This is a genomic window from Micromonospora sp. NPDC005298 (assembly GCF_040607375.1).
Classification (GTDB): Bacteria; Actinomycetota; Actinomycetes; order Mycobacteriales; family Micromonosporaceae; genus Micromonospora.
The window spans coordinates 16,365-31,159 of sequence record NZ_JBEXGP010000030.1; the positions used below are offsets into that span (position 1 = coordinate 16,365).

A 14,795-nucleotide genomic window follows, 5' to 3' on the forward strand; every position below is an offset into this window, starting at 1 on the left:
TCACCTGGTTCCATCGCACAGCTCACGAAAGAGCGCCCGGCCATCGGCCGGGCGCTCTTTCGTGCGGTGTTGCCCGACTTCGGCCCGGTGCCACGGCGGTCGGCGTCACGGGGCTGCGGTACGGTCGCGACACCTCCCACTGTCGTAAAGGAATTCTTCGTACTAAGGTGCGGCGGAGAAGGTTAGTTCCAAGCGGCGCGAGGGGAGAACTGGCGTGAACAGGTGGAAGCGGCTGGCCCCGGTCACCGCCATGGTGGCCTCGGCCGCGATGGTGCTGACCGGTTGCGGGGGCTCCGGTGACGAGGCGTCCGACGACAGCAAACTCACGGTCTGGATGATGGGCGAGGGCGGCGACGCCCAGAACAAGTTCCTCGACTCCGTCGAGACCGAGTTCCGCCAGAAGCACCCCGACACCGACGTGGTCGTGCAGTACATTCCCTGGCTCGAGGCGCCCAAGAAGTTCCAGGCCGCGCTCGCTGGCGGCGAGGGCCCGGACATCACCGAGCTGGGCAACACCGAGACGCAGGGCTGGGCTGCCCAGGAGGCGCTCGCCGACGTGAGCGGCCGGATGGGCGGCTGGGCCGACGGCAAGGACCTGCTGCCCGACCTGGTGAAGAACGCGCAGCTCGACGGCAAGCAGTACGGCGTGCCGTGGTACGCGGGCGTGCGGGCGATCTACTACCGCACCGACTGGTTCGCCGAGGCCGGCGTGCAGCCACCGAAGACCTGGGACGACCTGGTCACCGTCGCCAAGGCCGTGCAGGCGAAGAAGCCTGGCACGTACGGCATCGCGCTGCCGGGCAACTCCGAGCTGCCGTTCTACTCCTTCCTCTGGGGCGCCGGCGGTGAGATCGCCAGCAACCAGGGCGGCACCTGGAAGTCGGGCTACACGACTCCTGAGGCGCAGCGGGCCGTCAAGTTCTGGACCGACCTGGTGACGGTGCACAAGGTGGCCCCGCCGGCCGCCGCCGGCTGGAACGAGATCGACGCGCGTACCCAGTTCGCCACCGGCAAGGCCGCGATGGCGTTCGCCGGCAGCTGGCAGCAGGGCGCCATGAAGAAGGACAACCCCGAGATCGAGAAGGTCTGGGGTACGTTCCCGATCCCCGGTCCGGACGGCAAGGCCGCGCCCGGTTTCGCGGGCGGCTCGGACGTGGCGATCTGGAAGGACAGCGAGCGTCAGGACCTGGCCTGGGACTACCTGACCGTGCTGCTGAACAAGAAGAACTCGCAGGCCTTCGCGAGCAGCCTCGGCTTCTTCCCGGTCTACCAGGATCTGGTGGCCAGTGACACGTACGCCAACGACAAGGTGATGTCGGCGTTCGCCACCACCATGCAGAACACCAAGCTCACGCCGCTCAGCCCGAAGTGGGTGGAGGTCAGCCGGACCAAGACGGTGACCCAGGCGATGAACAGCTCGGTCATGAAGGGTCAGAAGACGGTCGAGAAGGCTACCGCCGACGCGGCCGGTGAGATGGAAAGCATCCTCAACGCCAAGTGACCACGCTGACCGAGGTGCCGGAGACGGCCGCCGCGCGGGAGAACCCCGCGCGGCGGCGTCGCCGGGTGGACCGCCTGCCCTACCTGCTGCTCCTACCCGCCCTGGTGATCATCGGGGTGTTGCTGCTCTGGCCGCTCGGTCAGGTCGTGGCGATGTCCTTCTACCGCCTCAACAGCGTCCGGCAACTGCGCGGCGACCGGGAGTGGCCGTGGGTGGGGCTCGGCAACTACACGGACATCCTGTCCGATCCGTTCTTCCTGACGGTGCTGCGCAACACGGTCCTGTTCGCCGCGGCGAACGTGCTGCTCACCATGGTCCTCGGCACCCTCGTCGGGTTGCTGCTCAACCGGCTGGGTCGCAAGATGGCCACCTTCGTGGCGAGTTGCGTGATGCTGGCCTGGGCCACCCCGGCGCTGACCGGAACGATCGTCTGGAAGTGGATTTTCGACGACACGAGCGGCCTGGTCACGTGGCTGTTCAACGCGTTGCCGGACGGGCTCTCCAACGGTCTGTTCGGCCGTAGCGACTGGACGGGCTACGGCTGGTTCAACTCGCCGCTGCTGTTCTTCGCCATCCTCACCCTGGTGGTGGTCTGGCACTCGTTCCCGTTCATCGCGGTGAGCGTGCTCGCCGGTCTCAAGAGCGTGCCGAGCGAGCTGCACGAGGCGGCCCGGATGGACGGCGCGGGCTCGTGGCGGGTCTTCTGGAAGATCACGTTCCCGCTGCTGCGCCCGGTCTTCGGGATCCTGATCGTGCTCTCCACCATCTGGGACTTCAAGGTCTTCACCCAGCAGTTCGTGCTGGCCGGCGGCACCCAGGACCGGCCGACGTTCATGCTCTCCATCTACTCGTACGCCGAAGCCTTCTCGCCGCCCCCGAAGTACGGGCTCGGCGCGGCCATCGCGGTGATCCTCACGCTGATCCTGCTGGTGGTCACCGGCTTCTACGTACGGATGGTGCTCAGGCAGGAGGACGAGTCGTGAAGAAGATCGCCCTCAACGGCGCCGGGCTGCTGGTCGCGCTCTTCGCGGCGTTTCCGGTCTACTGGATGATCTCCACTTCGCTCAAGCCGAGCAGGGAGATCTTCTCGTCGACCCCGCAGCCGGTGCCGGCGCACCCGACGCTCGAGCACTACCGGGAGATCCTGACCGGCAACCTGATCCCCGGCGTGAGTTTCCTCGACTTCTTCGTCAACAGCGCGATCGTCGCCGTCTGCACGGTGGTGCTCAGCGGCCTGGTGGCGCTGCTCGCCGCCACGGCGGTGGCCCGGTTCCGCTTCAAGCTGCGGACCAGCTTTCTGATCATGCTGCTCGTGGTGCAGATGATCCCGCTGGAGGCGCTTGTCATCCCGCTGTTCCTGATGATCCAGCGGCTCGGGCTCTACAACACGCTGCCCAGCCTGATCCTCACGTACCTCGGCTTCTCGCTGCCGTTCGCGGTCTGGATGCTGCGTGGCTTCGTGGCCGCGGTGCCGAAGGAACTGGAGGAGGCGGCGGCGATCGACGGGGCGAGTCGTGCCCAGACGTTCCGCCTGGTGCTGTTCCCGCTTGTCGCGCCGGGCCTGGTGGCGACGAGCATCTTCTCCTTCATCACGGCCTGGAACGAGCTGATCTTCGCGTTGACGTTCATCAACGACCAGGGCCGTTACACGTTGCCCGTGGCGATGACGTTCTTCTTCGGCCGCGACGACACCAACTGGGGGCCGGTGATGGCCGCGTCCACCCTGTTCACGCTGCCGGTCATCATCTTCTTCCTGCTGGTGCAGCGGCGGATGGTCTCCGGTCTGGTGGCCGGCGCCGTCAAGGGCTGAGTGCCGGGCCGCCACTAGGCTGGCCGTCATGACGGGCAGGGTGGCAGCGGTGAACCTCGGCATCGTGACCGAGGCGGAGTGGGCCGGCGACGCGAGCGGTCGCAGCGGCATCGACAAGCGGCCGGTCGACGGGCCGGTGCCGGTGCTCGCCGAGGGCCTCGCCGGCGACTTCATCGGCGAACGGGCCCACCACGGCGGGCCGGACAAGGCCGTCTACGCGTACGCCGAGGAGGACGCCGCGTGGTGGTCGACCGAGATCGGCCGGTCGATCCGCGCGGGGGGTTTCGGCGAGAACCTGACCACCTACGCGGTGGACGTGACCGGTGCGGTCATCGGCGAGCAGTGGGCGGTCGGCTCGGCGGTGCTCCAGGTGACGATGCCGCGTACCCCGTGTACGACGTTCGCCGGCTTCTGGGGCGTGCCGGACCTGATCCGGCGCTTCACCGTCCGTGCCACGCCGGGGGCGTACCTGCGGGTGCTGCGCGTGGGCGAGGTGGGCGCCGGTGACCCGGTCGAGGTGGTGGACCGCCCCGCGCACGGGGTGACGGTCGGCGAGGTGTTCCGGGCGACCAGTCTGGAGCCGGAGTTGCTGCCCCGCCTGCTCGACGTGGAGGACCTGCCGGAGAAGATCCGGGAGAAGGCCCGCCGCCGTCTCGCCGGTCACGCCTGAGACGCCAGGAAGGCCCCCGGCGGACCGGGGGCCTTCCTGGTGAGCGTCGGATCAGCGGAGCCAGGGGATGTTGCGGTCGAGCAGACCGCGCTCCTTGAGCTCCTTGCGCAGCGGGATCTCGTCGTCGACGTACCCGTCCCAGTTGATGCCCCAGTAGTTGGCGGTGTGGGTGCCCTCACCGATCAGCTGGCGCTGCACGGGCGTGCGGTTGCGGTACCACTCGCCGTTGAGGTCCGGGTGCAGCTCGTCGAGCGGGCGGATCCACCGGTAGGTGTAGCCGACGAACAGCATCTTGCGGGTGATCGTCGACAGGTTCGTCGAGCGGGAGTGCCACTGCCGGCGGTCGAAGATGAAGGCGTCACCCGGGTTGGCGGTGATCTCCACCGTGCCCTCCGGGTCGGGGTTGTGCACGCTGAGGTCCTTGGGCCGGTCCAGCGAGTTCCACAGGTGGCTGCCCGGGATGACCTTGGTGGCGCCGCGACCGGTCTCGGAGAGGTCGGACAGCACGTACGCGACCTTCAGCGAGAACATCGGCCGGGGCAGGTTCGGGTCCATCGTCTCCGGGTCGGAGTTCTGCCGGTACCCGTCCTGGTGCCAGCCCCAGTAGGGCTTCTCCGGCTCGGCGGCCGGCGGGGTGACGTCCAGGTGGTTGTGGTGGGTGTAGATGTTCCAGCCGGCCAGGCCCCACATGTACGGGAAGGCGATCGGGTGGGTCAGCAGCTCGCCGAAGAGCTCGTCGCGCTCCAGGAAGCCCAGCAGGTGCAGGGTGCCGTCCTTCTTGGTGGTGCCCTTGGCCTGCTCCTCCGCGTAGACGCGGTCGACCGCCGCCTCCAGCGCCGCCCGGTGGTCCTCCGTCAGGACGTTGCGCAGCAGGAGGAAGCCCTGCTCGTGGAACTCCTTGCGGTCAGTGTCGCTGATCGGTTCGTAGCCGGTCCGGTCGCCGTAATCGAACACCGCGTCGTACCCCTCCCCATGAGGTGAATCCTTTTCTGGCACAGGCCGCCGATCGTAACGCGACTGTCCAGACATCGGGGAGGTCCCGTGGCGCCGGTGGACCCGGGCCGGACCTTGTGCAGCGGCTCTACTGCGCAGAGTGATATCGGGATAACCAATTGGGCGTTAGGTAGATCTTTGCCCGATTGTGCGGTGACTGCCGGTTAAGAGATCCGGGCAGCTCACCCCTCGGCGAAGACCTCCGCCAACACCTGCCCGGCGGGGCCCCGCTCACCGTCCACCCGGCCCCACGTGCCGTCCCGGGCGGTCCACTCCAGGTCGCCGAAGCGGACCCGCTTCACGCCGTGGTCCTGGGCGTGCGAGACCAGCCAGTGCGCGTACCGCCAGCCGTCGCGCTGGTCGGCCGCCGGCACCGTCAACCCGGTCAGATCGGCCGCGTCGGTGCCGGACAACCCCCAGTCCAGGTTCAGGTTGCGGGTCAGCTGCGCGGCCGCGGCCGCCCCCCGCATCACCGGCGTACGCCCCACCGTGCAGGCGACCGCGCTGGTGGCCTCGCCCAGCAGGGCCCGGCTGAGCACCTCGGACTCGTCGGCCCACTTCTGGTACGCCTCGGGGAACGCCGAGCGCTGCACCCGCTGGGCGGCGTCGGTGACCCGCATCTCCTCCCAGCCGCGCACCTTCTTCAGCGCCGCGTAGAAGCGGTTCGCCGCGTACCGCGGGTCGCGGATCTGCGCCTGGGTGCCCCAACCCTGGCTCGGCCGTTGCTGGAACAGGCCGACCGAGTCCCGGTCGCCGTCGGCGAGGTTGCGCAGCCCCGACTCCTGGTACGCGGTCGCCAGCGCGACCACCACCGCCCGCTCGGGCATGCCCCGCTGCGCGCCGATGGCGGCGATGGTGGCCGCGTTCGCCATCTGGTCGGCGTCCAGCGCCACCCGGCCGTCGGCCTGGACTGTGCACTTGCGGGCCAGTGGCAGTTGCAGACGGTCCCCGGCCTGCCGTACGACAAGCCAGATTCCGATCACGGCGACAAGGATGAGCACCACTCCACCCGCCACGGCTGCCCGAGTTCGCACCCACACCCCCTGGTCGACACAGTTCGACAAGCGTACGTCCCGTTGGCGCCGTCCGGGTCGTCCGACCGGTTCGGGGCCGGCTCTGCCGGCGCGTACCCGATCGGAAAGTTCCCGGTTCAGCGCGGATCTCACCTCCCCGCCGGCCTGTCTCCCGCGTCACCGGACCCCTGGTCGCGGGAAGCCCGCGACCGGCCGACGGCTTAGGCGATTGACACGTCAACAGCCGGGAGTCGGCGACGGCTCCCGGACCGGCAGGGAGGGGTTTCAGATGGGCACGCTTGACGGCAAGGTGGTGCTGGTCACCGGCACCGGCGGTGGACTCGGCCGCGTCTCGGCGCTGGCCTTCGCCCGCGAGGGCGCCAAGGTCGTCGGGGCCGACCTCCAGGTCGACGGCAACAACGAGACGGTCGAACTCGTGCGGGCCGCCGGCGGCGAGATGACAGGCATCGCGCCTGTCGACCTCACCGATCCGGAGCAGGTACGCGGGCTCGTCGAGGACGCCGCCGCGACCTACGGCGGGCTCGACGTGGTCTACAACAACGCGGCCGCGCTGCGCTTCGGCCCGATGCCCGACTTCTCCGTCGAGGACTGGCGGTACACCATCACCGGGGAGCTCGACATCCCGTACTTCGTGTCGAAGTTCGCCTGGCCGCACCTGGTCCGGCGCGGCGGCGGCGTCATCATCAACGCCGCCTCGATGGCCGGGACGATCGCGGGTCAGGTCCCCCCGATGGTCGGCCACACCGCCGCGAACGCCGGCGTCATCGGCCTGACCCGGCAACTCGCGCTCGAGGGCGCGCCGCACGGGATCCGTTCGGTGGCGGTCAGCCCCGGGCCCATCCTCACCCCGGCCAGCGAACGCGACCTCGGCGACAACCAGGCGGCCCGGGACGCGATCACCGGCAAGACGCTCCTCAAGCGCTTCGCCCGCCCCGAGGAGGTCGCCGAACTGGTGGTCTTCCTGGCCTCCGACCGGGCGTCGTACATCACCGGAGCGAACTACCCGGTCGACGGCGGCGCGACCGCCTGGTGACCCGACAGGCGACCGGGACGCCACCGCTCGCGGCGGCGTCCCGGTCGGGCGGACGGCCTCGGTCCTAGCCGGCGTGATCGCCGTCCGGGGCGGGCACCCAGCTCGCCTGTCGCTTCTCCCGGAAGGCCATGATCCCCTCGCGCCCCTCGTCGGAGAGGAAGAAGCCGGTCGAGAGGGCGGAGAGGCGGGCCAGGTCGGCGCGCAGTTCGGCGGTGCCCGGCCGGCGCAGCAGCTCCTTCGCGCCGGCCAGCGCGGCGGGGGCGCCACGTACCAGCGAGTCACAGTAGCGCCGCACCGCGTCGTCCAGCCCGTCCGCCGGCACCGAGGCCGTGACCAGGCCGACCTCGGCGGCCCGCCGCCCGTCGAAGGTGTCGCCGGTCAGGTACAGCTCGGCGGCGGCACGCGGGTGCAGCCGGGGCAGCACGGTCGCCGAGATCACCGCCGGGATCACCCCGATCCGTACCTCGGTGAACGCGAACGTCGCCTCGTCGGCGCAGACCGCCAGGTCGGCGGCGGCGATCAGACCCAGCCCACCGGCCCGCGCCGGACCGCCCACCCGGGCCAGCACCGGCTTCGGGCAGTCCCACAGCGCGGCGAGCACGTCACCCAGCATCGCGGCGGGGACCGTTCCGCTGGCGTACGCGGCGGCGGTCTCCTTCAGGTCGGCCCCCGAGCAGAAGACCGGGCCGGCGTGGTCGAGCACGATCGCCCGGACCGCGTCGTCGGCGACTGCGTCGGCCAGCCCCGCCAGCAGTTGGGTCATCAGGGCCGTGGAGAGCGCGTTGCGGTTGTGCGGGCTGTCCAGGGTGAGCGTGGTCACCCCACGGGCCGTGGCGACCCGCACGAGGACGTCGGGAGAGGTCATGCCGGGCACACTAGTGGCCATGCCCGGCGTCCTTCCAGATGGTGAGACCGTCCCCGTCGACGGATCGCTGCCCGCCTCCGCCACCACGGCGGTCGGTGCGCGCGGTTTCGGCGTGTACGTCCACGTGCCGTTCTGCGCCAGCCGCTGCGGCTACTGCGACTTCAACACCTACACGGCCGCCGAGTTGGGTGGCGGCGCCAGCCGCGAGGGGTACGCCGACACGGTGCTGGCCGAGTTGGCCCTCGCCGCCCGGGTACTCGGCGACACCCCGCCGCCCCGGGTCGACACGGTCTTCGTCGGCGGTGGCACCCCCACCCTGCTCCCCGCCGACGACCTGGCCCGCATCCTCGACGGCATCGACCGCACCTGGGGGCTGGCAGCCGACGCCGAGGTGACCACCGAGGCCAACCCCGAGTCGGTCACCCCGGAGTCGTTGCGGCTGCTGCGGTCGGCCGGCTACACCCGGATCTCGCTGGGCATGCAGTCCGCCTCCCCGGGCGTGCTGGCGATCCTGGACCGCAAACACAGCGCCGGCCGGGCCACCGCCGCCGCCCTGGAGGCGCGCGACGCCGGGTTCGCGCACGTCAACCTGGACCTGATCTACGGCACGCCGGGGGAGCGGGCCGAGGACTTCGCGGCCTCGCTGGAGCAGGTCGTCGCCGCCGGGGTGGACCACGTCAGCGCGTACGCCCTGATCGTCGAGGACGGCACCCGGCTCGCCGCCCGGATGAAGCGCGGCGAGCTGGCGTACCCCAGTGACGACGTCGCCGCGGACCGCTACCTGGCCGCGGAGGCCGCGCTCGACGCGGCCGGCCTGTCCTGGTACGAGGTCTCCAACTGGGCAGGCGGCGAGGACGCCCGGTGCCGGCACAACCTGCTCTACTGGACCGGCGCGGACTGGTGGGGGCTGGGCCCGGGGGCGCACAGCCACGTCGGCGGGGTGCGCTGGTGGAACGTGAAGCACCCCTCGGCGTACGCCAAGCGGCTGGCCGACGGGACGTCTCCCGGCCTGGCCCGGGAGGTGCTCACCGCCGGCGAGGCGCACATGGAGGACGTCATGCTGCGGCTGCGGCTCGCCAGCGGGCTGCCGCTGGCGGTGCTCGACGCCACCGGTCGGGCCGGCGCGGAACGGGCGTTGGCCGACGGTCTGCTGGACGCCGGGAGGTACGCGGCCGGTTGGGCGGTGCTCACCCTGCGCGGCCGGCTGCTCGCCGACGCCGTCGTCCGCGACCTGCTGCCCTGAGCGGGCGCGCCGCCCCGACCGGTGGCGCCGGACCGGCCGGGGGAGCGGCCGGCCCGGGTCACTTGATGAAGCTGGCGGAGAGCGGGTAGCGGTAGAGCTGCCCCTCGTTGGCCTTGATGCCGGCGATGATGCCGAACACGGCGCCGAGGATCACGGCCGCCGCGACCGGGATGAACCCGATCACGATGCAGGACAGCACCCAGCCGACCAGGCCGATGATCGACCACAGGAGCTGGAAGTTGAGCGCCGCGGCGGCGTGCGCACGGACCGTGGGGGACTGGTTGCCCCGGGCCAGCAGCGCCACGAGCGGCCCGATCCAGCCGAGCACGCCACCGCTGAGGATCATGCCGGCGGCCCCGCCGAAGTGCGCGACGAGCGCCCAGGTCTTGTCCTCGTTGTTGGCGTAGCCGCCGCCGGGGCCGCCGTAGGCGCCGCCGGTCGGATATCCGCCTCCGGGATGACCTCCGGGCGGGGGATAGCCACCCGGCGGGTAGCCACCGGGCGGAGGGTAGCCGCCCGACGGCGGTTGGTCACCGGTGGGCGGCGGATAGCCACCGGGCGGGGGATAGCCGGCCGGGCCGGGTGCCCCGGACAGTGGTGCGGTGGGCGGCTCCGACGACGGGAACGGGCCCGGGGAGGTCGGCTCCGGCGGGTAGTTACCGGGGTCACCCGCGCCGGGAGGGCGAGGAGGTTCAGTCATGGGTGTCACGGTAGGTGCCGTTGGCAACGCGGCACCAGAGCGACACCGCCCGGCCGGCCGGACCGATCGGCCCGAGCGGGGTGGTACGGACCGCACCGACGAGCTGTCGTTGATCATCGCGCTCGCGGGGGCGCCGACGTAGACTGGCACTCGTTACAGTCGAGTGCCAGGACGGTCCGCCGGCTTGAGGTCGCGCCGGCGGCCGACGTGCGACAGGAGGTGCGGAGGATGGGTCTGGACGACCGCAAGCTCGCCGTGCTCCGCGCCATCGTCGAGGACTACGTCTCCACCCAGGAGCCGGTCGGCAGCAAGGCGCTGGTCGAGCGGCACCAGCTCGGCGTCTCCCCGGCCACGGTCCGCAACGACATGGCCGTGCTGGAGGAGGAGGGGTACATCCGGCAGCCGCACACCAGCGCCGGCCGGGTGCCCACCGACCGCGGCTACCGGCTCTTCGTCGACCGGCTGTCCCGGGTCAAGCCGCTCAGCCCGGCCGAGCGCCGGGCCATCGAGCGCTTCCTGGTCGGCGCGGTCGACCTCGACGACGTGGTGCACCGCACCGTACGGCTGCTCGCGCAGCTGACCCGGCAGGTGGCCGTCGTGCAGTACCCGAGCCTGGCCCGTTCCTCGGTGCGGCACCTGGAGCTGGTGCCGATCTCCACGACCCGGCTGATGCTCGTCATGATCGCCGACACCGGGCGGGTGGAGCAGCGACTCGTGGAGCTGCCCGGGCCGGTGCCCGCCGACGACGTCACCGACCTGCGCCGGCTGGTGAACGAGAAGCTCGCCGGCGCCCGACTGTCGGACACGCCGCCGCTGGTGCAGGCGCTGGTCGAGGACGCCCCGCCCACGCTGCGCCCCGCGATGACGACTCTCTCCACGGTCCTGCTGGAGACGCTCGTCGAGCGGCACGAGGAACGCATCGCGCTGGCCGGCACCGCCAACCTCACCCGGGGCGGCCTGCTCGACTTCCAGGGTTCGCTGCGGCCCATCCTGGAGGCGCTGGAGGAGGAGGTCGTGCTCCTGAAGCTGATCGGCGAGACCGAGCCGAGCACGACCCGGGTGCTGATCGGCGACGAGAACGAGTTCGACAACCTGCGCGCCGCCTCGGTGGTCAGCACCGGGTACGGCCCGGGCGCCACCATCGTGGGCGGCCTGGGGGTGCTGGGGCCGACCCGGATGGACTACCCCGGCAATATCGCCATGGTGCGCGCCGTGGCACGCTACGTGGGCGAGCTGCTGGCCCAGAACTGACCAGTCAGGGCCGACGGCCGGCTACGGCCGCCGGTCGGCGTAACGCGAGACGAACATGAGGACACGGAACGCAGTGGCCAGGGACTACTACGGCATCCTCGGTGTCAGCCGGGAAGCCTCCGATGACGAGATCAAGCGCGCCTACCGCAAGTTGGCGCGCCAGTTCCACCCGGACGTCAATCCGGACCCGGAGGCTCAGGAGAAGTTCAAGGACATCAACGCCGCGTACGAGGTCCTCTCGGACGACCGCAAGCGGCAGATCGTCGACCTGGGTGGCGACCCGCTCGCCCCCGGTGGCGGTGGCGCCGGCGGTCCGGGTGGTCCCGGTGGGGCCGGCCCGTTCGTCGGCTTCCAGGACATCATGGACGCGTTCTTCGGCGGTGCCGCCGGAGGCGCGCGTGGTCCGCGTCCGCGTACCCGGCCGGGCGCCGACGCGATCCTGCGACTCGAGCTGGACCTGCACGAGACGGCGTTCGGCGTCGAGGCGCCGATCACCGTCGACACCGCGGTGCTCTGCACCACCTGCTCGGGCGCCGGCACGGCCGCCGGCACCCACCTGGCCACCTGCGAGGCGTGCGGCGGTCGGGGCGAGGTGCAGTCGGTGCAGCGCACCTTCCTCGGCCAGGTCGTCTCCGCCCGGCCGTGCACCGTGTGCCAGGGCTACGGCACCACCATCCCGCACCCCTGCCCGACCTGCGCCGGCGACGGCCGGGTGCGTACCCGCCGGTCGCTGACCGTCAAGATCCCGGCCGGCGTCGAGGACGGCATGCGGATCCGGCTGGCCCAGCAGGGCGAGGTCGGCCCGGGTGGCGGCACCGCCGGCGACCTCTACGTGGAGATCCACGAGCGTCCGCACGACGTGTACTCCCGCAAGGGCGACGACCTGCACTGCCGGGTCACCGTGCCGATGACCGCGGCGGCGCTGGGCACCCGACTCACCATCAAGACGCTGGACAGCGAGGAGACCGTCGACGTCAAGGCCGGCACCCAGCCGGCCAGCACGCTGCGCCTGCGCGCCCGGGGCGTGCCGCACCTGCGCGGCACCGGCCGGGGCGACCTCTACGTGCACCTGGACGTCCGCACGCCCACCAAGCTCGACCCGGACCAGGAGAAGATGCTGCGCGACTTCGCCAAGACCCGTGGTGAGGAGGTCGCCGAGCTGTCCAAGCAGGGCGGCTTCTTCTCCCGGATGCGCGACGCGTTCAACGGGCACGCCTGAGGTGTCCGCGCCGCTGTTCCTGGTCGAGGCGCTGCCCACCGGCGACGCACTGACTTTGGACGGCCCGGAGGGGCACCACGCCGCCACCGTGCAACGACTGCGGGTCGGCGAGGAGCTGCTGCTCGCCGACGGCCGGGGTGGCACGGCCGCCGCCGTGGTTACCGCCGTCGGCCGGGGCAGCCTGGAGGTCGGCATCACCTCCCGGGGGTACGCGGACGCGCCCGTACCCCGGATCGTCGCCGTGCAGGGCATCGCCAAGGGCGACCGGGGCGAGCTGGCCGTGCAGGCGATGACCGAGGTCGGGGTCGACGAGATCGTGCCCTGGGCGGCGTCCCGCTCGGTGACCCAGTGGCGCGGTGACCGGGGCGTACGCGCCCGGGAGAAGTGGGTGGCCACCGCCCGGGAGGCCGCGAAGCAGGCCCGCCGGCCGTGGCTGCCGGTGGTGGCCGGCGCGCCCGACGAGTCCACCACGACAGTGGCCCGCCGGATCGCCGGTGCCGCCGCCGCGTTCGTGCTGCACGAGGAGGCCGAGGAGCGGCTGACCACCGCCGAGCTGCCCACCGCCGGCGAGATCGTCCTGGTGGTCGGCCCGGAGGGTGGCATCGCCCCGGCCGAGCTGACCGCCTTCCGCGAGGCCGGTGGCCGGCCGGTACGCCTCGGGCCGGCGGTGCTGCGGACCTCGACGGCCGGGGTGGCGGCGCTGAGCGTGCTCGCCACCCGCCTCGGCCGCTGGTGACCGTTCAGGGCCTCGGGAACACCGGTACGACCTCCTCCTCCGGCCCCAGGTCCAGTCCGGCCGGCCCGATGATCTGCGGGTCTGGTGTGCCGACCACCTCGGGGTCCTTGCCGGTGTAGTCGAAGCGGTGCAGCACGTGCCGCATCGCCTCCAGGCGGGCCCGCTTCTTGTCGTTGCTCTTCACCACCGTCCACGGCGCGTCGGCCGTGTCGGTCCAGAAGAACATCGCCTCCTTGGCCTCGGTGTACTCGTCCCACCGGTCGAGCGAGGCGATGTCCATCGGGGACAGCTTCCACTGCCGGACCGGGTCGACCTGGCGGATCGCGAACCGGGTGCGCTGCTCGTTCTGCGACACCGAGAACCAGAACTTCACAAGCCGGATGCCCGAGCGCACCAGCATCCGCTCCAACTCCGGGGCCTGGCGCAGGAACTCCAGGTACTCCTTGCGGGTGCAGAAGCCCATCACCCGCTCGACGCCGGCCCGGTTGTACCAGGACCTGTCGAACAGCACCATCTCACCGGCCGCCGGCAGGTGCGCCATCCACCGCTGGAAGTACCACTGGCCGGCCTCGCGCTCGTCCGGCTTGGCCAGCGCCACCACCGACGCGCCGCGCGGGTTCAGATGTTCCATGAACCGCTTGATGGTGCCGCCCTTGCCGGCCGCGTCCCGGCCCTCGAACAGGATCACCAGCCGCTCACCGGACTCCTTGATCCAGTCCTGGAGCTTGAGCAGCTCGATCTGGAGCAGCCGCTTGTGGTGGTCGTACTCGTCGCGGTCCATCCGCTCGTCGTACGGGTAGTCCTCACGCCACGTCTCGACGGGGGTGCCGTCGGGGCGGAGCAGGACCGGATCGTCGTCGTGCCCGTCGACCACCCGGTAGTCGGCGGCGAGGTCCAGCAGCGTGGAGTCGGCCATGCCACAGACACTTACCCGCCGGCGGGCGGCGACACCCTCGAAGCGCCGGTGATTCCGGTCAACTCCGCAGGTAGGAGGCGCCGTTGAGGTCGACGATGGTGCCCGAGGCCCACTCGGCCTGCGGCGAGGCCAGCCAGTGCACGGCGGCGGCGATCTCCTCCGGCCGGGCCACCCGGTCGAACGGGCTCTGCGCCCGGATCGCCGCGCCCTGCTCGCCGCGCAGGTGCTCGGTGACCATGTCGGTCGCCACGAAGCCCGGCGCGACGGTGGCCACCGCGATGCCGTACGGCGCGAGCGCCACCGCGAGGGACTGGCCCAGCGCGTTCAGTCCCGCCTTGCTGGCCCCGTACGCGGGCTGCTCCGGCTCGCCCCGGAAGGCGCCCCGGGACGAGACGTTGACGATCCGCCCGCCGCGCCCGCGCATGTGCTGCGCGGCGCACCAGGTGACGTTGCCGGCGCCGGTCAGGTTGGTCTCCAGCACCTGCCGCCAGCGCCGCTGCCACTCCTCGTAGGTGGCGCCGAAGATCGGGTGCGGGTCGTCCCGATCGCCGTACATCCCGGCGTTGTTGACGAGCACGTCGAGCCCGCCGAGCAGTTCGGCGGCCCGGTCGACCATCGTGCGGACCGCGTCCGGGTCGGTGAGGTCCGCGCGGACCACGACGTGCCCGGTGCCGGGCAGGTGGGCGCGGACCTGCTCGGCCGCGTCGGCGGAGTCGCGGTGGTGGATCGCCACCCGGTCCCCGCTGGCCGCGAACGCCTCCGCCACCGCCCGGCCGATGCCGCGCGAAGCTCCGGTCACGAGTACCGCTCGATCCGTCATGCCG

15 protein-coding genes are annotated in these 14,795 nt (G+C 71.6%); 9 read left to right on the plus strand and 6 right to left on the minus strand.

Annotated elements, in window-relative coordinates:
- Nucleotides 1-214: 214 nt before the first annotated feature.
- From ABZS77_RS27210 to ABZS77_RS27225, 4 genes are read left to right on the plus strand one after another with little or no spacing between them, the layout of a single operon-like run.
- Entirely contained in the window at nucleotides 215-1,501 is a 1,287-nt protein-coding gene (locus tag ABZS77_RS27210) for a sugar ABC transporter substrate-binding protein (protein WP_354828476.1), read from the plus strand.
- On the plus strand, nucleotides 1,498-2,484 hold the full coding sequence (locus ABZS77_RS27215; protein WP_354828479.1) for a sugar ABC transporter permease: 987 nt from the start codon (nucleotides 1,498-1,500) through the stop codon (nucleotides 2,482-2,484). Before ABZS77_RS27210 ends, ABZS77_RS27215 begins: the two co-directional genes overlap by 4 nt.
- The gene (locus tag ABZS77_RS27220) at nucleotides 2,481-3,311 is read left to right on the plus strand and encodes a carbohydrate ABC transporter permease (RefSeq protein ID WP_354828482.1); all 831 of its coding nucleotides are present in this window, start codon (nucleotides 2,481-2,483) and stop codon (nucleotides 3,309-3,311) included. The genes ABZS77_RS27215 and ABZS77_RS27220 overlap by 4 nt, the downstream gene beginning before the upstream one ends.
- Before the next feature lie 28 nt (nucleotides 3,312-3,339).
- The gene (locus tag ABZS77_RS27225) at nucleotides 3,340-3,981 is read left to right on the plus strand and encodes an MOSC domain-containing protein (RefSeq protein ID WP_354828485.1); all 642 of its coding nucleotides are present in this window, start codon (nucleotides 3,340-3,342) and stop codon (nucleotides 3,979-3,981) included.
- Nucleotides 3,982-4,032: 51 nt separating this feature from the next.
- Here the strand turns inward: ABZS77_RS27225 and ABZS77_RS27230 are convergent, their stop codons facing one another.
- Entirely contained in the window at nucleotides 4,033-4,935 is a 903-nt protein-coding gene (locus tag ABZS77_RS27230; protein WP_354828488.1) for a phytanoyl-CoA dioxygenase family protein, read from the minus strand.
- 221 nt (nucleotides 4,936-5,156) lie between these two features.
- On the minus strand, nucleotides 5,157-6,014 hold the full coding sequence (locus ABZS77_RS27235) for a hypothetical protein (RefSeq protein WP_354828491.1): 858 nt from the start codon (nucleotides 6,012-6,014) through the stop codon (nucleotides 5,157-5,159).
- A 262-nt stretch (nucleotides 6,015-6,276) separates the two neighbouring features.
- Between ABZS77_RS27235 and ABZS77_RS27240 the strand changes: the two genes are divergently transcribed.
- Nucleotides 6,277-7,041, plus strand: coding sequence for an SDR family NAD(P)-dependent oxidoreductase (locus ABZS77_RS27240; RefSeq protein WP_354828494.1), 765 nt, complete (start codon nucleotides 6,277-6,279; stop codon nucleotides 7,039-7,041).
- A gap of 64 nt (nucleotides 7,042-7,105) precedes the next feature.
- On the opposite strand, the gene ABZS77_RS27245 is transcribed toward ABZS77_RS27240, so the two are convergent.
- Nucleotides 7,106-7,906, minus strand: coding sequence for an enoyl-CoA hydratase-related protein (locus ABZS77_RS27245; RefSeq protein ID WP_354828497.1), 801 nt, complete (start codon nucleotides 7,904-7,906; stop codon nucleotides 7,106-7,108).
- Nucleotides 7,907-7,925: 19 nt separating this feature from the next.
- On the opposite strand from ABZS77_RS27245, the gene hemW reads away from it, so the two are divergent.
- Nucleotides 7,926-9,149 carry a radical SAM family heme chaperone HemW gene (hemW, locus tag ABZS77_RS27250; RefSeq protein WP_354828609.1) on the plus strand — a complete coding sequence of 408 codons (1,224 nt, stop codon included), beginning with the start codon at nucleotides 7,926-7,928 and terminating at the stop codon, nucleotides 9,147-9,149.
- A gap of 58 nt (nucleotides 9,150-9,207) precedes the next feature.
- Here hemW and ABZS77_RS27255 read toward each other — a convergent pair whose 3' ends face one another.
- Nucleotides 9,208-9,849 carry a DUF4870 domain-containing protein gene (locus tag ABZS77_RS27255; protein WP_354828499.1) on the minus strand — a complete coding sequence of 214 codons (642 nt, stop codon included), beginning with the start codon at nucleotides 9,847-9,849 and terminating at the stop codon, nucleotides 9,208-9,210.
- Nucleotides 9,850-10,077: 228 nt separating this feature from the next.
- Between ABZS77_RS27255 and hrcA the strand changes: the two genes are divergently transcribed.
- From hrcA to ABZS77_RS27270, 3 genes are all read left to right on the plus strand, one after another.
- The gene (gene hrcA, locus ABZS77_RS27260) at nucleotides 10,078-11,100 is read left to right on the plus strand and encodes a heat-inducible transcriptional repressor HrcA (protein ID WP_354828502.1); all 1,023 of its coding nucleotides are present in this window, start codon (nucleotides 10,078-10,080) and stop codon (nucleotides 11,098-11,100) included.
- Nucleotides 11,101-11,173: 73 nt separating this feature from the next.
- Complete coding sequence (gene dnaJ, locus ABZS77_RS27265; protein ID WP_192580165.1) at nucleotides 11,174-12,319, plus strand: molecular chaperone DnaJ; 1,146 nt, start codon at nucleotides 11,174-11,176, stop codon at nucleotides 12,317-12,319.
- 1 nt (nucleotide 12,320) lies between these two features.
- Entirely contained in the window at nucleotides 12,321-13,055 is a 735-nt protein-coding gene (locus ABZS77_RS27270; RefSeq protein ID WP_354828505.1) for a 16S rRNA (uracil(1498)-N(3))-methyltransferase, read from the plus strand.
- Nucleotides 13,056-13,059: 4 nt separating this feature from the next.
- On the opposite strand, the gene ppk2 is transcribed toward ABZS77_RS27270, so the two are convergent.
- Together ppk2 and ABZS77_RS27280 are read right to left on the minus strand one after the other, a co-directional pair.
- Entirely contained in the window at nucleotides 13,060-13,971 is a 912-nt protein-coding gene (gene ppk2, locus ABZS77_RS27275) for a polyphosphate kinase 2 (protein ID WP_354828507.1), read from the minus strand.
- 58 nt (nucleotides 13,972-14,029) lie between these two features.
- On the minus strand, nucleotides 14,030-14,791 hold the full coding sequence (locus ABZS77_RS27280) for an SDR family oxidoreductase (RefSeq protein ID WP_354828510.1): 762 nt from the start codon (nucleotides 14,789-14,791) through the stop codon (nucleotides 14,030-14,032).
- Nucleotides 14,792-14,795 lie beyond the last annotated feature (4 nt).